At 31.0% G+C, this 18,307-nt stretch carries 19 protein-coding genes; 14 read left to right on the forward strand and 5 right to left on the reverse strand.

Annotation, left to right across the window (positions count from 1 at the left end; all coding sequences use genetic code 11):
* Position 1 precedes the first annotated feature (1 nt).
* The 7 genes from G6N05_RS00115 (at position 2) to G6N05_RS00145 (ending at position 6,396) form a co-directional block, all read left to right on the forward strand.
* Entirely contained in the window at positions 2 to 1,618 is a 1,617-nt protein-coding gene (locus tag G6N05_RS00115; protein ID WP_166124507.1) for a pyruvate dehydrogenase complex dihydrolipoamide acetyltransferase, read from the forward strand.
* A gap of 82 nt (positions 1,619 to 1,700) precedes the next feature.
* On the forward strand, positions 1,701 to 2,693 hold the full coding sequence (locus tag G6N05_RS00120) for a M28 family metallopeptidase (RefSeq protein WP_166124509.1): 993 nt from the start codon (positions 1,701 to 1,703) through the stop codon (positions 2,691 to 2,693).
* The gene (locus tag G6N05_RS00125) at positions 2,683 to 3,366 is read left to right on the forward strand and encodes an SDR family NAD(P)-dependent oxidoreductase (RefSeq protein ID WP_166124511.1); all 684 of its coding nucleotides are present in this window, start codon (positions 2,683 to 2,685) and stop codon (positions 3,364 to 3,366) included. The genes G6N05_RS00120 and G6N05_RS00125 overlap by 11 nt, the downstream gene beginning before the upstream one ends.
* Positions 3,367 to 3,406: 40 nt before the next feature.
* Complete coding sequence (locus tag G6N05_RS00130; RefSeq protein ID WP_166124513.1) at positions 3,407 to 4,240, forward strand: BRO family protein; 834 nt, start codon at positions 3,407 to 3,409, stop codon at positions 4,238 to 4,240.
* Positions 4,241 to 4,243: 3 nt separating this feature from the next.
* Positions 4,244 to 4,846, forward strand: a complete 603-nt coding sequence (locus tag G6N05_RS00135) for a SprT-like domain-containing protein (RefSeq protein ID WP_166124515.1) — start codon at positions 4,244 to 4,246, stop codon at positions 4,844 to 4,846.
* 1 nt (position 4,847) lies between these two features.
* Positions 4,848 to 5,345: a hypothetical protein gene (locus G6N05_RS00140; RefSeq protein WP_166124517.1), complete on the forward strand. Its 498-nt coding sequence runs from the start codon at positions 4,848 to 4,850 to the stop codon at positions 5,343 to 5,345.
* Entirely contained in the window at positions 5,338 to 6,396 is a 1,059-nt protein-coding gene (locus tag G6N05_RS00145; protein WP_166124519.1) for a mannose-1-phosphate guanylyltransferase, read from the forward strand. The genes G6N05_RS00140 and G6N05_RS00145 overlap by 8 nt, the downstream gene beginning before the upstream one ends.
* A gap of 50 nt (positions 6,397 to 6,446) precedes the next feature.
* On the opposite strand, the gene G6N05_RS00150 is transcribed toward G6N05_RS00145, so the two are convergent.
* Positions 6,447 to 6,815, reverse strand: coding sequence for a hypothetical protein (locus tag G6N05_RS00150; RefSeq protein ID WP_166124521.1), 369 nt, complete (start codon positions 6,813 to 6,815; stop codon positions 6,447 to 6,449).
* Between the two features lie 183 nt (positions 6,816 to 6,998).
* On the opposite strand from G6N05_RS00150, the gene G6N05_RS00155 reads away from it, so the two are divergent.
* Positions 6,999 to 7,952 (forward strand): arginase, encoded by a 954-nt coding sequence (locus G6N05_RS00155; RefSeq protein ID WP_166124523.1) that lies wholly within the window; start codon positions 6,999 to 7,001, stop codon positions 7,950 to 7,952.
* A 59-nt stretch (positions 7,953 to 8,011) separates the two neighbouring features.
* The gene (gene ctlX, locus G6N05_RS00160; RefSeq protein ID WP_166124525.1) at positions 8,012 to 8,950 is read left to right on the forward strand and encodes a citrulline utilization hydrolase CtlX; all 939 of its coding nucleotides are present in this window, start codon (positions 8,012 to 8,014) and stop codon (positions 8,948 to 8,950) included.
* Between the two features lie 50 nt (positions 8,951 to 9,000).
* Here the strand turns inward: ctlX and G6N05_RS00165 are convergent, their stop codons facing one another.
* Positions 9,001 to 10,440 carry an SDR family oxidoreductase gene (locus tag G6N05_RS00165; RefSeq protein ID WP_166124527.1) on the reverse strand — a complete coding sequence of 480 codons (1,440 nt, stop codon included), beginning with the start codon at positions 10,438 to 10,440 and terminating at the stop codon, positions 9,001 to 9,003.
* A 92-nt stretch (positions 10,441 to 10,532) separates the two neighbouring features.
* Positions 10,533 to 11,174 carry a MarC family NAAT transporter gene (locus G6N05_RS00170; RefSeq protein WP_166124529.1) on the reverse strand — a complete coding sequence of 214 codons (642 nt, stop codon included), beginning with the start codon at positions 11,172 to 11,174 and terminating at the stop codon, positions 10,533 to 10,535.
* 110 nt (positions 11,175 to 11,284) lie between these two features.
* Here G6N05_RS00170 and G6N05_RS00175 point away from each other — a divergent pair, with 110 nt between their 5' ends.
* A complete protein-coding gene (locus G6N05_RS00175) occupies positions 11,285 to 11,641 on the forward strand; it encodes a CoA-binding protein (protein ID WP_166124531.1) in 357 nt (118 codons plus the stop codon).
* A gap of 2 nt (positions 11,642 to 11,643) precedes the next feature.
* Here the strand turns inward: G6N05_RS00175 and G6N05_RS00180 are convergent, their stop codons facing one another.
* Both G6N05_RS00180 and G6N05_RS00185 read right to left on the reverse strand, forming a co-directional pair.
* Positions 11,644 to 12,174, reverse strand: a complete 531-nt coding sequence (locus tag G6N05_RS00180) for a GNAT family N-acetyltransferase (RefSeq protein ID WP_166124533.1) — start codon at positions 12,172 to 12,174, stop codon at positions 11,644 to 11,646.
* A 29-nt stretch (positions 12,175 to 12,203) separates the two neighbouring features.
* Positions 12,204 to 13,700, reverse strand: a complete 1,497-nt coding sequence (locus G6N05_RS00185; RefSeq protein ID WP_166124535.1) for a sodium:solute symporter — start codon at positions 13,698 to 13,700, stop codon at positions 12,204 to 12,206.
* A gap of 81 nt (positions 13,701 to 13,781) precedes the next feature.
* On the opposite strand from G6N05_RS00185, the gene G6N05_RS00190 reads away from it, so the two are divergent.
* The 4 genes from G6N05_RS00190 to G6N05_RS00205 all read left to right on the forward strand — a co-directional run bounded on the left by G6N05_RS00190 (position 13,782) and on the right by G6N05_RS00205 (position 18,304).
* Complete coding sequence (locus G6N05_RS00190; protein ID WP_166124537.1) at positions 13,782 to 14,273, forward strand: hypothetical protein; 492 nt, start codon at positions 13,782 to 13,784, stop codon at positions 14,271 to 14,273.
* Positions 14,274 to 14,346: 73 nt separating this feature from the next.
* Positions 14,347 to 14,967 (forward strand): recombination mediator RecR, encoded by a 621-nt coding sequence (gene recR, locus G6N05_RS00195; RefSeq protein WP_166124539.1) that lies wholly within the window; start codon positions 14,347 to 14,349, stop codon positions 14,965 to 14,967.
* A 52-nt stretch (positions 14,968 to 15,019) separates the two neighbouring features.
* Positions 15,020 to 15,817, forward strand: coding sequence for a polysaccharide biosynthesis/export family protein (locus tag G6N05_RS00200; protein WP_166124541.1), 798 nt, complete (start codon positions 15,020 to 15,022; stop codon positions 15,815 to 15,817).
* A gap of 9 nt (positions 15,818 to 15,826) precedes the next feature.
* The gene (locus G6N05_RS00205; RefSeq protein ID WP_166124543.1) at positions 15,827 to 18,304 is read left to right on the forward strand and encodes an exopolysaccharide transport family protein; all 2,478 of its coding nucleotides are present in this window, start codon (positions 15,827 to 15,829) and stop codon (positions 18,302 to 18,304) included.
* Positions 18,305 to 18,307 lie beyond the last annotated feature (3 nt).

Here is an 18,307-nt window from a genome sequence, read left to right on the forward strand (position 1 = left end):
TATGGCAACAGTAATTACAATGCCCCGTTTAAGTGATACCATGACTGAAGGAGTGGTAGCAACTTGGTTGAAAAAAGTGGGTGATACAATTAAAACAGGTGAAATTTTAGCTGAAATCGAAACAGATAAAGCTACAATGGAATTTGAATCTTTCTATGATGGGGTTTTATTACACATCGGAATTCAAGAAGGAGAATCGGCACCAGTTGATTCTTTATTAGCAATTGTTGGTAAAGCAGGAGAAGATATTTCTGCATTATTATCTGGCGGCGCTCCAAAAGAAGAAGCTGCTCCAGTTACAGAAGTGAAAGCTGAAGCTCCAGCTGCAACAACTACTAAAGCTGAAATTCCAGCAGGTGTAAAAGTAGTAACTATGCCTCGTTTGTCTGATACAATGACAACAGGAACAGTTGCAACTTGGTTGAAAAAAGTAGGTGATACTGTAAAAGAAGGAGATATTTTAGCAGAAATCGAAACGGATAAAGCTACAATGGAATTCGAATCTTTCAATGCAGGTACTTTATTATATATTGGTGTTGAAGAAGGAGGAACAGCTCCAGTTGATACCATTTTAGCAATCTTAGGTCCAGCAGGTACTGATGTTTCTGCAATTGCTACAAATTATTCAGTTGGTGGAAACGCTGAAGCTCCAAAAGCTGAAGAAGTTAAATCATCTACGCAAACTGAAACAACTTCAAACACCCAACTTCCAGCTTCTAACTCAAATGATAGAATTTTCGCCTCGCCATTAGCTAAAAAAATAGCTTCTGATAAAGGAATCAACTTATCTCAAGTGAAAGGTTCTGGTGAAAACGGAAGAATTACAAAATCAGATGTAGAAAACTTTACTCCATCAACAGCTAGCGCTCCGGCTCAAACAGTTGTTGAAGCAAAAGAAACTCCAGCTGCAGCAAAAGTATTTGTTCCAAACGGAGAAAAATTTACAGAAGAAATTAAGAATTCGCAAATGCGAAAAATTATAGCGAAACGATTAGCAGAATCATTATTTACAGCACCACATTACAATTTAGTAATTGAGGTGGCTATGGATGAAGCAATGAAATCTAGAGTTGTAATTAATACAGTTCCAGATACAAAAGTTTCATTTAATGATATGGTGATTAAAGCATCGGCAATGGCATTAAAAAAGCATCCAAAAATTAATTCACAATGGAGAGAAGAGTCAATTCTTATCAATCATCACGTGAATATTGGTGTAGCTGTAGCTGTGGAAGACGGATTAGTAGTTCCTGTTTTAAACTTTACAGACCAAATGAGTTTGTCTCAAATTGGTGCTGGAGTTCGTGATTTAGCAGGTAGAGCGAAATCTAAAAAATTATTACCTACAGAAATGGAAGGTAGTACGTTTACGATTTCTAACTTAGGTATGTTTGGAATTACAGAATTTAATTCAATCATAAATCAACCTAACTCTGCAATTTTATCTGTTGGAGCAATTGTTGAAAAACCAGTAGTGAAAGACGGACAAATTGTCGTAGGAAATACGATGATGCTTTCTTTAGCTTGCGATCACAGAACAATTGATGGCGCAACTGGAGCTCAATTTTTACAAACATTAAAACAATTTATTGAAAATCCAGTTACAATGTTAGCATAAAATTTTCATAAAATACATAAATAAAAATCCCGTCTTGTAAATACTTGACGGGATTTTTTTATTTTTACTAAAATTTAAAAATATGAACAAAATTTCACTAATTGCTTTTGGATTACTAATTGCATCTTGCGGACCCGCTAAAATGATTCCAACTCCTGATGTGATTTCAGAAGTGCAAGAAAATAAGTCTAAAGAAGTAATTGCTTTTGCTCAAGAAGCTAATGTTTCTAAAACATTAAAATATTTAACTTCAGATGAATTGGAAGGAAGAGATTCTGGAAGTAAAGGCATCGAAAAAGCATCCATTTACCTTGAAAATCTGTTAAAAGAAAACGGTATCAAACCCTATTTCAAAACCTATCGTGATACACTTTCGAATTTTGAAAAAACATCATATAATATTGTAGGCTATATTGAAGGAACGGATCCAGTTTTAAAAAACGAATTTGTAATTATTGGTGCACATTATGATCATATTGGTAAAATTTCTGCCGTAAATGGAGACGATATTGCTAATGGAGCCAACGATAACGCTGCAGGAACTACATCAGTTTCAGAAGTTGCGAAATACTTCGCGAAAGCAAAATCTAACAAAAGAAGTTTGTTGTTTGTGTTCTTTTCTGCTGAAGAAAAAGGATTACTAGGTTCTAAACATTTAGCAGCAAAATTGAAACAACAAAATATGAATTTATATTTCATGTTCAATTACGAAATGGTTGGCGTTCCTATGCAAAATAGAGATATGCTAATGTATATTACCGGTTTTGGAAAAAGTAATATGGCTGCCAAAATGAACGAATATTCTGGAGATAAATTAGTGGGTTATATACCAGCTGAAACGAAATATATGTTATTTAGAGCGTCAGATAATTTTCCTTTTTATGACGAATTTAATGTGCCAGCTCAAACGGTTTCCACTTTCGATTTTGAAAATTTCGACTTTTATCACCAACCAGATGACGAATTCGAATTGATGAATACAGCACATATTACTACTGTCGTAAATAAAACAATTCCAGTTTTAGAAAAAATGATGAATGCACCAACTAAAGAAATCAAATTAAATGCAAAATAAAAATATAATCATTACAGGAACTTCTCGTGGAATTGGCTATGAAATGGCCTTGCAGTTCGCAAATGCAGGTTACAACGTTTTAGCAATTTCTCGTAAAACACCACAAATTTTAATCGAACACGAAAATATTACCTGTTTGCCAATTGATATTTCAGACGAAAATCAGTTGCAACAAGTGAATGAATTCATTTCGAAAACTTTGAAAAAAGTAGACGTGTTAATCCATAATGCAGGAAGTTTATTGCATAAAAATTTTACTGAAATTACCACACAAGAATTTCAAAATATCTATAAAGTAAATGTTTTTGCTGTTGCCGAATTAACCAAAATCTGTATTCCGTTTATGGAGAAAGGAAGTCATGTTGTAACCATAAGTTCTATGGGCGGCATCCAAGGAAGTATGAAATTCGCAGGACTTTCAGCCTACAGTTCAAGCAAAGGAGCAGTAATTACATTGTCGGAATTACTAGCAGAAGAATATAAAGAAAACGGAATTGCGTTCAATGTTTTAGCACTTGGATCCGTAAATACAGAAATGTTGCAAGAAGCTTTTCCTGGTTATGAAGCACCACTTTCAGCAAAAGAAATGGCCGATTATATTTATAATTTCGCCTTAACTGGAAACAAATATTATAACGGAAAAGTGTTGCAGGTGAGTTCTACAACGCCTTAAGGTTTTTTGTAAATTGTAATTCAAATTAAACTATACACCTATGACTAAATTAAACGCCATTCAATTATTTGAAGACAAAAAAGTAAGAACTGTTTGGGATGCTGAACAAGAAAAATGGTTTATTTCTATTATTGATGTAATAGAAATTCTAACGGGAAGTGACCGTCCAAGGAAATATTGGGGCGACTTAAAAAAGAAATTAGAAAAAGAAGGAAGTCAGTTGTCCGAAAATATCGGACAACTGAAAATGCAATCCTCAGATGGTAAATTTTACAAAACGGATGTTGCTCATGTGGAACAATTATTTCGTTTAATACAATCTGTTCCGTCGCCAAAAGCAGAACCATTTAAACTTTGGTTAGCACAAATCGCAGCAGAGAGATTAGATGAAATGCAAGATCCAGAACTTACAATTGATAGGGCTTTGGAGCAATATTTGCAATTAGGTTATTCTGAAAGCTGGATAAATCAACGCTTAAAAAGTATTGAAATCCGAAAAGAATTAACGGATGAATGGAAAAACAGAGGTGTAAAAGAAGGGCAACAATTTGCCATTTTAACCGATATAATTTCAAAAGCTTGGTCAGATAAAACGACAAAAGAATATAAAATTTTAAAAGGTTTAAAGAAGGAGAATCTTCGGGACAACATGACAAATACCGAGTTGATTTTAAATATGTTGGCAGAAGCATCAGCAAAAGATATTTCGCAAGCAGTAAATCCAGAGACTTTTGAAGAAAATAAAATAGTAGCTGAACAAGGTGGAAATGTAGCTAATGTTGCTAGAAAAGAATTAGAAGCAAAAACTGGAAAAAAAGTGATAACGGAAAGTAATGCCAAATCAATATTAGGATTAAAGAATAACAATAAATAATTAATGTCAGACGTATTACAAAAATATTTACCAGAACACGCTGTGGAACCAGTTTTCGAACTGATTAAACAAAATCAGGTGCACTTGAAAATTGTCAATGAACGAAATACACGTCATGGCGATTATCGTAGATATCCTGATGGTTTTCATCAAATTACGGTAAATGCTAATTTGAATAAATACCGATTTTTAATGACGTTAATTCATGAAATCGCACATTTGGTAGCTTTTGAAAAATATGGTAGAAATATTTTACCACACGGTACGGAATGGAAAATTACATTTCAGCATTTAATGATTCCTTTTATTCGTCCAGAAATTTTTCCACATCAAATTTTACCTTTAATGGCAAGGCATTTCAGAAATCCAAAAGCGAGTTCTGATACGGATGCGACTTTGTCCTTAGCTTTAAAACAATTTGATGAGAGAAATACAGAGAATAATTATATCTTTGAAATTCCATACGGGAGTACGTTCCGAATTAAAAACGGGAAAGTATTTAAAAAGATTGCATTACGTGTCAAACGATACGAATGTTTAGAAGTAAGTTCAGGTAGAATGTTCTTGTTTCAACCCAATGCAGAAGTAGAAGTGATTTCAAATTAAAATGAAAAAATATCTTTTAATAGTATTTATTTTCAATAGCCTTTTAAGTAATGCTCAAAATTATATTTTAGAAAATGAAGAATTAATTTTTTCATTTAATACTAAAAACGGTAAAAAATTAGTTTTAGCTAAAGATAAAGAAAACGAATATATTGTATATCGTTTTGGAACAAAAGAAAAAATTGAATTAGAATATCCTGAGAAAAATATAGAAAGTTGGAGTAAATTTACTTACGGACATTATTTAAGAGGTGGCGGAAAACAAAATGCTGGAATGGAATTAGAATCTATTTTTTTTCAAATTAATAATTTCAGTTATACAATATATAAAAATTACCATTCCGAAGACAATAGTTTTGAAACTGGGATTAAGATTAGAAATTTATCTGATGATAAAATAATTGATATCACAGGAAAATATAAAACAATAAAAGGCTCTTTTTATAAATTAAGAGATGAAGAATTAATAGAAGAAGACAAAGATAGAATAGATGAATAAAAATTATTACGCCATATTAATGGCAGGTGGAGTAGGTTCTAGGTTTTGGCCAGTAAGTACAGCTGAATATCCGAAACAATTTCATGATATGTTAGGAACGGGTGAAACGCTAATTCAGAAAACATTTAGTCGTTTATCTCAAATTATTCCAAAAGAAAATATTTTAATTCTTACTAACGAAAGTTATAACGATATTGTTTTAGAACAACTTCCTTCTGTCACACAAGAACAAGTTATTTTGGAACCAGCCATGCGAAATACAGCACCATGTATTTTGTACGCTTCATTAAAAATAAAAAAACTAAACCCAGATGCTTTAATTTTAGTGGCGCCAAGTGACCATTGGATTGAAGATGAAATGCAATTTGCTGCCAATTTAAAACAATCATTTAATTATTGTGAAACCCAAGATACGTTAATGACTTTAGGTATTTTGCCTACTTTTCCAAACACGGGTTATGGTTATATTGAATACGATAAATTAGATTCTCGATTGATTAAAAAAGTAGTTCAGTTTAGAGAAAAACCAGATTATAAAACCGCTCAAAAATTCATTCAGAGTAGAAATTTCTTATGGAATGCAGGGATTTTTATTTGGAGTGTGAAATCAATAGTTACAGCTTTTGAAAAGTTTCAACCAGAAATGTACGAACATTTCTTAAAAGGATATGATGCCTACAATACAACTGATGAAAAAACTTTTATTACTGAAAATTATCCGTTAGCAGAAAATATTTCAATTGATTATGCGATTTTGGAAAAAGCACAAAATGTGTTTGTTTTATCAGCTACTTTTGATTGGAATGATTTAGGAACTTGGGGTTCATTATACGATAAATTAGACAAAGACGAAGCAAATAATGCCATTGTTAATGCTACTGTTTATTTAGAAAACGCCACTCATAACATCATCAGAACAGAAGGTAAAAAACTAGTAGTTATTGATGGTTTGAGAGATTATATTATTGTAGATAAGGAAAATGTACTTTTTATTTATCCGAAATCTAAAGAACAAGACATTAAGAAAATTGTAGGTAAACTAAATCTATAAATAAAAAGGCTCCGAAATTTCGGAGCCTTTTTAATTTATTTTTGTATTTTTTATGCTTCTTCAGTAGGAGTTTCTTCTTTGTTTCCTTTTAAGTCTTCTACTTTAGCCTCTACTGTTTCCACAACTTCAGCAATTTTTTCTTTAGCAACTTCAGCTTTTTCTTCCGCCCAATTTGTTACTTCAGTAATTTTATCTTTTGCAGAATCTACCAATTGCGAAACTTGTTCTGGCACACCCATTTCTTCTAATTTTGCAGAAGCTGTTTCAGCAACTTCTTCTACTTTTTCTTTTACATCAGCCACAACTTCTGTAGCCTTATCCATTGCAGAATCTGCAAATTCAGAAATATTTTCACTTGCACTTTCTGCAGTTTGTTTAGCTTTTCCAAACAAAGAGCTAAAAAAATTTGATAATCCCATAGTAAATTAATTTTTAGTTTTCTCAAAGATAAAATATTAGTAATCAATATGCAACATAAAATTTTTAGGTAATAAAAATTAATAATTTGCTAACAATTGAATAATTAATGTAAAAGCAACTTTCAAACTTTCTCAATCGTTTTCAATTTTCTATATTTGTAAAATAAGCAACATTATAAATTTATGAGCAAAGATATTGTACTTTTAATAAATCGGTCTGAAATCACAGCCGGAACACGGGGAGCTTCTCTTGGGCCAGATGCCATTTTTACAGCCGCTAGGAAAAATCAAAAATCATTTTTTGTTAAGTATCCAATAGAAGAAATTAAAGAGGTAAATTACTTATTAGACCGTCCGACAGAATACAAATTCGCAAAACGAATTGACGGATTATTGGATGTTTATAATTCGTTAAATGACAAAGTGTCAACCTTACTTTTAAATCATAAATTCCCACTGGTTTTAGCTGCCGATCACGGTTCAGCAGGTGGAACTTTAGCAGGAATTAAATCTGCTTTCCCAACTAAAAGAATCGGAATTGTTTGGATTGATGCGCATGCTGATATTCACACACCTTATACTACTCCTTCTGGAAATATTCACGGAATGCCTTTAGCTACTGTTCTTAATGAAGATAATTTGCCTTGTAAATTGAATGAATTATCTGAAGATACAATTCAATATTGGGAAAAATTAAAGCAGGTAGGTGGAATTGCTCCTAAAGCATTAGCGGAAGATGTTGTATATATTGCTGTTAGAGATACCGAAGATCAGGAAAATAAAATAATGGAGCGTCTCCAAATGAAAAATTATCCTGTTGCTGAAGTTCGAGCAAAAGGAGTGTCTACTATAATGAACGAAATTGAAACGAAATTAGCCGATTGTGATAGCATCTATGTTTCTTTTGATGTAGATTCAATGGATCCAGATTTGACTTCTCATGGAACAGGAACTCCAGTTAAAAACGGTTTACGTCCTGAAGAAGCCAATGAAATCTTAACGTTATTAGCCAAAAATGAAAAGACAGTTTGTATCGAATTTGTTGAGGTTAATCCTTGTTTAGATGAGAAAGTCAATAAAATGGCAGAAGTAACGATGAATTTAGTCGAGTCTGTAATTAATACTTTAAATGATTAATTTTAATTAAAAAAATACGCTTTTAAATATGAATTTTCTGATTCTTAACAAATAAAAAAATGAGACAAACTACCAACACCGTATTAATGATTCGTCCTGTGTCATTTCGCATGAACGAACAAACAGCTGTGAACAACTATTACCAAAAAGTTTTAGAACATGGGAATCCAGAAACAGTAAACTTTAAAGCGATTCAAGAATTTGATGCTTATGTTGAAAAACTAAAAAGCGTTGGTGTAAACGTAGTTGTGATTCAGGATAAAAAAGAACCAGATACTCCAGATAGTATTTTTCCAAACAATTGGATTTCATTTCACGAGACTGGTGATGTTGCTTTATATCCAATGTTTGCCGAAAACAGAAGATTAGAACGTCGTGAAGATATCTTAGATGTTTTGGAAGATAAAGGTTTTGAAATCACTGAAATTATGGATTATACTTCTGCAGAAGAAGATAATGTGTATTTAGAAGGGACTGGAAGTTTAATTTTAGATAGAGAATTCAATAAAGCCTATTGCGCACTTTCTCCAAGAGCTGATGAAGAATTATTCATTGAGTTTTGTGAAGATTTTGACATGTCGCCAATTATTTTCGAAGCATTCCAAACTGTAAATGGTGAAAGAAAAGCGATATATCATACTAATGTAATGATGAGTGTTGCAGAAACTTTTGCTATAATTTGCGCAGATAGTATTGACGATAAAAAAGAACGCAAAATGGTTTTGGAAAACCTAAAAGCAGACGGAAAAGAAATTATTTTAATCACGGAAGAACAAGTAAACAACTTCGCTGGAAACATGTTACAAGTTCGAGGTAAGGAAGATAAACGTTACTTAATCATGAGTGATGCTGCTTTTAAAAGTTTAACAAAAACTCAAATTGATAAAATTGAAAAACACTGCGAAATTTTACACGTCAATTTAGATACTATTGAAGCTTGTGGAGGCGGAAGCGCTCGTTGTATGATGGCTGAAGTTTTCTTACCGAAAGTAGAATAACCAATTAATAGATAAGAAAACCCCGATTTCAAGTAAGAAATCGGGATTTTTTATTTAGATGTGGTTTTAAACTTGTTTATGTTTTTTATCATCCCATCGAAAATAAAATAATGAAAAGGTAACATCGCATACCAATATAATCTGCCCCAAATACCATGTGGTCTGAAAGTTGCCGTTTGATGTAAGGTGTTGGTTTTGTCAATTCTAAATTCTAGCCAAGCTTCGCCTGGAACTTTCATTTCTGCAAATAATAACAAACGTTTATTTTCTTTATCAGCTAATAATACACGCCAAAAATCTAAAGCATCACCATTGTCTAATTGAGTTGGATGTGTTCTTCCTCTACGAATACCAATTCCGCCAAAAGCTTTATCTAAAATTCCTCTAATGTTCCAAATCCAAGTCGCATAATACCAACCTCGATGGCCTCCAATAGACCAAATGTTTTCTAAAGTTTGTTCTGTATTGGTAATTTTGATTCTCTTTTTATCTTTAAAGCAACCATATTTTGGAATTTGTATATAATTAGAAAGAGGTTGATTCAATCGACTGCTAGTTAAACTGTCTTTCCAACTCGAAATTACAGAATTTTGTTCAATTTTATCAAACGCTAATCGTATCGCTTCTTTGTAGGTTGTCCCTTCAAACGGAATGATTTTTTTTATTTCTGAATCTTTTGCAATCACTTCTACTTTCAAACTGTTGATTAAATTCACCGCTAAATAATAAGAAGTTGAGGTCACAAAAAATAACCAATATGAGGACAATCTCGGAGTCATTAATGGAAAATTATAAACTTTTAAATTCAAGTTTCTAACTTCTGCATATTGTTCCATCAATTGTTTGTAGGTCAGAATGTTTGGTCCGGCAACATCAAAAGATTTATTATACGTTTTCGGGTTTTCAATAACGCCTATTAAATATTTTAAAACATCTCTAATCGCAATAGGATGTGTTCGAGTTAAAACCCATTTTGGTGCGATCATAATTGGTAATTTCTCACATAAATCTCTAATAATTTCAAAAGAAGAACTTCCAGAACCTACAATAATTCCAGCTCGTAAAACCGTTAAATTATACCTTCCAGAAAATAAAATTTGTTCTACATTTAAACGAGATTGTAAATGTTTTGAAAGGGAATTATTATTCACAATTCCGCTCAAATAAATCACTTGTTTGATAGTGGAATTATCTAAATATTTATTGAAATTTTTAGCTGAAGTTTTTTCTAATTCATCGAAGTCTCCGATTGATGTCGACATAGAGTGAATCATATAATAGGCGATATCTACACCGTTTAAGATAGCTGTTTCTTCATAAGGTTTTGTGAAATCAACTTCCCAAATGGAAATTTTTTGCAACATTTCGTCGTCAATTCCTAATCGGTTTTTGTCTCTAACCGCGCATACTACATCATGACCTAAAAGTAAAAGTTCAGGTAATAATCGTCTAGAAACATAACCATTGGCACCAGTTAGTAAAATCTTCATATAGAATTATTTCTATGAAGATACGATATTTTAAACTTTATTAGGGTAAAACAAAAGTTAAAATTGAAAAAGGTTGTGTTGAAATTGTGCGATTAAATTCCTCTAATTATACTTAAAGTAGCACTAATAATGTATTGAATACCAATTGCAATTGTTAAGAAACCAATGATTCTTGAAATTGCCACGATTCCTGATGAACCTAAAATCTTAGCTAAATAGTGTGCACTTCTTAAAACGATATAAATTAATGCTGCGACTGCTAAAATAGCTAAACAAGAAAATAAGATTTCCGTTGATGTAATTGCATCGCCTGATTCGCTTAACTCTTGATAATAAGCAATTAATAGCGATATGGAACCCGGACCAGCTAACATTGGCATAGCTAAAGGTGTTAAGGCAATATGTTGACGGGCTTCAGCTTCTTTTTGTACTTTTTTATTGATCCCTTTATTCTTGCTGAAATTTCCATTTAATAAGGAGAAACCTGAACTCGCAATGATAATTCCACCCGCAATTCGTAACGCAGTAATCGTTATTCCGAAAAAGGATAAAACGTATTGACCCACAAAAAAAGATATTATTAAAATAATAAAGACATTGATAGAAGTAACAAGTGAAGTTTTTGAGCGTTCAGAAGAAGTGTAGCCTTGCGTTAATCCTACAAATATTGGAACAGTTCCAATTGGATTTAAAACGGAAAATAAAGCAACAAATAAATAAATAAAAATGTCCATAGTTTTTTTGCAAATATATCTTGTTAACCAAAGATAGAATTTAAAATAGAATTATTTAAATGTAAATTAAAAAACATTTAGTAATTTAGATAAAAATAAAATCTTGCAATATGAAAACTTTAGTATTAGGCGCAACCACCAACAAAGAAAGATATGCTTATAAAGCGATTCATAGTTTAATTGATAAAAGTCATCAAGTTGTAGCTATTGGAACAAAAGAAGGTATGGCTTTAGATGTGAAAATTGAAACGACAAAAGTTCCTTTTAGCGGAATTGATACGGTTACCTTATATCTTAATCCGAAAAACCAACAGGAATATTATGATTATATTATTTCGTTAAAACCAAGACGTGTCGTTTTCAATCCAGGAACTGAAAATCCAGAATTTTACGAAATTTTAAAGAAAAATAACATTGATTTTGAAGTCGCTTGTACGTTGGTTTTGTTAGCTACGAATCAGTATTAAATTTATTGATCTTTTTGTAATGACCAATGCATCATTTCATTGTCATTTTTAGTTATCTCGAAATTTAGTTTTTTTAGTAGTTTGATAGAACTTGTATTGTCAATCAAGCAGCGAGCCGTTATTTCTTTAACGATATCTTGGGTAAAAGCCCATTTTATAAGTGTTTTTGTGGCTTCTTCTGCATAGCCATTTCCTCTTTCTTCTTTTATAACGCCATAACCAATATCAATATTTTCTTTTTCGTAATTAAACCCTTTAAATCCAAGGTCTCCAATTATTTCTAAGGTGTCCTTTTTGATAATCATCCACGATTCAAAACCTGTTGGTGCTTCAACTAAAGATAAATTAGTAAGTATTTTTGGTAACGTTTCTAAAACATCCTCATCAGGCCAGCTTTTTCCTTTTTTTAAACCGATAGTTTGCAAATCCGTAAAATTGTTATGAATCAGATTTTTGCAAATTTGTGTTGTAAACGGGATAAGAATTAGTCTTTCAGTTTGAAGTTTATCAATTTGTAATATTTGTACTTTCAACTTGTGAGAAGTTTATTTAGATAAAAAATTTAAATTGTTTGTTCTTTTTTACTGATTAAAAACAATCCTATAAAAGTTATCAATCCGTTTACGATAATTAATTCTTCCGCAAAAGCGTATGGAATTAGTTTTGGAGCTTCTGCATCAATTCCAGAATTCATACTAATTAAATAGGTAATTGCTGGTGATAGCAGACAAATAAAAGGAACCAATTTATCTTTTACGGAACGATGTTTAACCAAAATTCCAAAAGCAAATAATCCTAATAAAGGTCCGTAAGTATACGACGCAACTTTGAAAATCAGTTTTACAACTGATTGATTGGTTAACGAATTAAATATCAGAATCACGACGAATATGGCCAAAGAAAAACCAATGTGAACTAAATGTCTTGTTTTAACCGTGTTTTTCGTTTCTTCCTTTTTCTCCATTCCTAAGAAATCAATACAAAAAGATGTCGTTAAAGCAGTTAAAGCCGAATCAGTTGTTGCGAAAGTTGCCGCTGTTAATCCTAATAAAAAAACAACCGCTGGAACTAAAGCAAAATGATTGAAAGCAATTTCAGGAAATAATAAATCGGTTCTAACAGCTCCATCTAACATAGGAACTGGAATGTTGTTTTTTGCTGCATATAAATATAAAAGGGCACCAACACTCAAGAAAAATAAATTGATTACCACAAAAATTCCTGTAAAAGTAAACATGTTTTTCTGCGCTTCTTTGATGTTTTTACAGCTCAAATTTTTCTGCATCAAATCTTGGTCTAAACCAACCATAGCAATAGTTACGAAAATCCCACCTAAAATTTGTTTTACAAAATGTTGTCCCGAACCAATGAAATCTTCAAAAAAGAAAATTTTAGAATATTTTGAGTTGTCAATTTGTGTAATCGCTTCACTTAAACCAAAATCTAAACTATCACAAACAAAATAAATCGTGAAGAAAACCGAACTAACTAAAAATACGGTTTGTAAAGTATCGGTGATAATAATGGTTTTTAATCCACCTTTATAAGTGTAAGCAAAAATTAATCCTAAGCTAATTAAAACCGTTGCAGAAAAAGGAATTCCAAACTTATCGAAAACAAAGTGTTGCAAAACTAAAACCACCAAATATAAACGGAAAGCTGAACCAATTGTTCTACTCAATAAGAAAATAAAAGAAGCGGTTTTATAACTAAAATAACCTAATCGTTGTTCAATATAGGTGTAAATTGAAGTCAAGTTTAGTCTGTAATATAAAGGCAATAATACGGTTGCGACAATTACAAAACCAATTGCATTTCCTAGAATAAATTGAAAATAAGCAAATTGATTGGCTTCAACTGCGCCAGGTACGGAAATAAAAGTTACACCTGAAAGCGCGGTTCCAATCATTCCAAATGCTACCAAATACCAAGGTGATTTACTATTCGCTTTAAAAAAAGTATCGTTACTGCTTCCAGATTTTTTATTCATGAAATACGAAATTCCGAACAAAACAATAAAGTACGATAAGAAAAATAAAAGTATAGTAATTGGCTGCATAAGTTTTTTTTACAAAAATAGCAGAATAATGCAAATTCAAAGCATATTTGTTTACATTTGAAAAAATTAATTTATTTAAGGATGAAAAATATACTTACAAAGAAGTTGTTTTACTTTTTAGCATTATTTATGGTGTCGCTTACTACTGTTGCTCAAGATGGAGAAGGTAGTGAAGAAATTGCTCCAGAAGTTGTAATTGATATGGATTTCAATAAATCTATTTATCCTGAAAACGAAGGAAATGCCTATTTTTCAAATGAACCAAAAGCGGCTTTAATTGGTATGATTGTCCCAAAAAAGTATTCAGAACTAATTGCTGAAATGAAAAAAGATCCTTCAGAAGGTATTAAAAATTTAAAAACAGGAGAATTTGATAATGCGGGTAAAAAAGTTTTTTTTTATTCGGGTAATATTACTGTAGAAAATGATAAAGAAATTTTTATGGAAGTATTAGTAAAGCATTCAGATGAAAACAAATGTATTGTTGTAACATCAATGTACGAACCATCAGTAAAAGAAAAATTTGGTAAAGAAGCTAAAAGAGCCATTATTTCTGCTAAAGTTAACGAATAAAACGAAATAGAATTAGTAATAAACCTATTTGCAGAAATGTGAATAGGTTTTTACTTTTTAATATATTTGCAAAATGGAATTCTCATCAAAATTATTAGAAAACGCGGTTAATGAAGTGGCAATGTTACCAGGAATTGGTAAACGAACTGCTATGCGTTTAGTTTTGCATTTATTAAAACAACCAAGTGAGCAAACTCTATTGCTAACGGAAGCATTAACTAAAATGCGAAACGAAATAATTTATTGTCAAAGTTGTCATAATATTTCAGATAATGCTATTTGCGAAATTTGTAATAATGCCACTCGTGATCATTCAATTGTTTGTGTGGTGGAAGATGTTAGAGACGTTATGGCGATTGAAAACACTAGAATGTATAAAGGAATTTATCACGTTTTAGGTGGGAAAATTTCGCCAATTGAAGGTGTTTCTCCAAGTCAATTAAATATAAACACATTAGTAGAAAAAGTGAAGGCACAAAAGGTTTCTGAAATTATTTTTGCATTAAGTTCTACAATGGAAGGTGATACCACAAATTTTTACATATTTAAGCAAATAAAAGAGTTTAATATTAGTGTTTCCGCTATTGCTAGAGGTATTTCCGTAGGTGATGAATTGGAATATGCAGATGAAGTGACACTAGGAAGGAGCTTATTACACAGAATTCCTTTCGAATCCTCAATTAAATCAATGTAATTCTTTTAAATTAACAAGGAAAAAGTATATTTGTAAAATCTAAAATAATGCTATGAAGTTTTTTAAACGAATATTAAATATAATTACCATTTCACTATTATTAACCTCTTGTGTACCTTTTAAAGACACGCTTTATTTAGAGAAAAATAAAGATAGAGTGGCTGATATTGAGATTAATGCAGATGCTTACAAGCCTTATCGACTTCAGGTTGACGATATTCTTTCTGTAGAAATAAAATCGAATAATAATAAAGATGTTGAGGTTTTTAGTAAAACTGGAAATAATACATCAGGAATAGTTAATCAAGATCAATTATACTTTGACGGATATCAAATTGATGGTTTTGGAAATATTAGAATTCCTGTAATTGGTTTGGTTAATGTACAAGGTCAAACAGTAGATGAAGTTGGTAAGTTGTTAGAAAAAAAGTTATTAGAAGAATATTTTACTCCTGCTTCAAATCTTTTTGTTAATGTAAAATTAGCAGGAATTAGATACACAATTAATGGGGAAATTGGAAGTACTGGTACTAAAACAGTATATCAGGATAAATTAAATATTTTAGAAGCTATTGCAAATTCTGGAGATATCCCAATTACTGGAAATAAGAAAGATGTTGTAGTAATGAGAAAAATTCCTACTGGTTATCAGTCTGAAACATTAGATTTAACAGATGCTAAAGTGATAAATTCACCATATTTTTATTTAAAGCCGAACGATTATATTTACGTGAAGCCATTAAAACAAAAAAGCACAGGATTAGGGTTAAATGGTTTACAAACCTTAACAACCGTAATTTCTTTGTTTGGAATAATAACAACAACTTACTTATTAGTAAAAAGTTTATAAAAGCATACTATGTTCGATACTAAAGATATAAAATTAATAAGTGAAGGAGCAAGTTTTGATGTAAAAGCATTTTTAGTAAAATTGCTTGGACATTGGAAAATATTTTTGCTTTCTATGTCAATTGCAATGTATTGGGCATATCATGTAAATATTAGAAAAGAAAGTATTTTCGGAATGGATGCTTCAATTGTTGTAAAAGATGATAGTAATCCTATGTTTTCTAATAATACTAGTTTAACTTTCAATTGGGGTGGAACTTCAGATAAGGTACAGACAGTAATCACAACCTTACGCTCTAGAACGCACAATGAAAAAGTTGTTGATAAATTACAATATTATATTAATTACTTAAGAAAAGGAGATTATTTTTATTCAGATGCTTATGGATCCATTCCATTTAAGGCAGTAATAAATAAACAAAGAGGTCAATTAGCCAATACGCATATTAGAATTAAACCAGTTTCAAATACAGAGTTTGAATTTGAAGTTGATTTTGGTGAAGCTAAAGAAGTCATGTTGTACCATTATAGTGATTATTCAACAAGCGTTGTAAAAACACCTGGCAAAAAATTTTTAAGTAAATTTAAATTTAACCAAGAAATTAATCTTCCTTTTTTTAATGGGCAAATTACTTTAGATTCTTCAAAACCTCTAAATCTTAATGAAGATATTTTTATTCAATTTATTGATTTTAATGGAGCTGTAGGCGCTTATAGAGGAATAGGTGTAAATACAGATGTGAAAGCACTTTCTGTTATTATATTGGATATGCAAGGTTCTAATAAAGCGCGTTTAGTGGAGTATTTAAATTCTACAGTCGATATATTAAGAGAAAACGAATTACAAAGTAAAAACCTTTTTGCAGTAAACACAATCCGATTTATTGATAGTACTCTAAATGTAATTGAAGGACAGCTTAAAAATACAGAATCCGATTTAAAGAATTTTAGAAAAAGCACAAATGTCTATGAATTAGAAGGCGGTGGCGTTAAACTTTCAGATGAAATTTCAAGTTTAGATTTGGAGCAAGATAATGTTAAACGAAAATTAGCCTTTTATAATTTTCTTAAAAGCTATTTAGAAAAAAATACAGATTATTCTAAATTACCAGCACCTGCAGTTGCTGGAATTGAAGATCCTAATGTAATTTCAAATGTTTCAAGATTAATTCAGTTGTCTATTGAAAGAGCAGAAAAAACATTTACGGTTAAGAATCAAAATTTATATAAAGAATTAGATTCTCAAATGGAATCGATAAAAAAAGTACTTTTAAATAATATTGAAAGTTCAAAAAATGCTTTATCTGTTGACTTAAGAATTATCAACGGAAAAATAAACAAAGCAGAAGGGTCAATAAGTCAATTACCTGAAAAAGAGCAAGATTATATTAATATTTCTAGAAAGTACGATTTAAAGGAAAAAATTTATAGTACATTTTTAGAAAAAAGAAGTGAAGCTGATATTGTAAAAGCAGCAAGTGTTTCTGATATCGAATTTATCGATTCTGCAAAAGATGTTGGTGGTGGTTTCAGAGGTCCAAAACGTTCTATAAATTATGTTTTAGCCATAATTGTTGGTTTCTTTTTGCCGTTTTTATATGTTTTAATTATTGCGTTATCTGACACAAATATCAATACAACTCAAGAAATTTTACAATTAACAAAAATTCCTATTATCGGAGTTATTGGTAAGAAAAATACCGAAAATAACTTATCAGTATTCGAAAAACCAAAATCACCATTAGCAGAATCTTTTAGGGCAATTCGATCCTCACTACAGTTTTTGTCCAAGAAACATAATGTTGAAGGAACTAAAATCTTAATGCTAACTTCGTCAATTTCTGGAGAAGGTAAATCATTTTGTTCTATAAATTTAGCAACTGTTTTTGCGTTAAGCGAAAAGAAAACGGTAATTGTAGGTTTAGATTTAAGAAAACCTAAAATCTTTGGAGATTTCAAAGTAGATAATAATTTAGGAGTAGTAAATTATTTAGTTGGGCAAAAAACAGTCGATGAAATCGTATATAAATCGCACATTCCAAATTTAGATATTATTACCTCTGGACCAATTCCTCCAAATCCTTCAGAATTATTAATGAGTGATGCCATGGGAGAATTAATCGACGATTTAAAAACAAAATATGATTACATTATTTTAGATACACCTCCAGTTGGTCTGGTTTCAGACGCATTAGAATTATCTCATTTTGCTGATGCTACTTTATATGTGGTCAGACAAGCTTATACAAAACGCGGAATGCTTTCAGTAGTTAATGAAAAACACGTACGTGGTGAGTTGAAAAATGTGAGTATTATTTTCAATGGTTTCCAAAATAAAGCCAAATATGGTTACGGGTATGGTTACGGGTATGGTTATGGAGCATACGGTTATGGTTATGGAGCGTATTATGAAGAAGAAAAAAAGCCAAAAACAAGAAAAGAAAAATTTTTAGATATGCTTAATTTCTCTAAAAAGAAAAATTCATAATCT

Origin of the sequence: Flavobacterium bernardetii, assembly GCF_011305415.1 — a bacterium.
Lineage (GTDB): Bacteria > Bacteroidota > Bacteroidia > Flavobacteriales > Flavobacteriaceae > Flavobacterium > Flavobacterium bernardetii.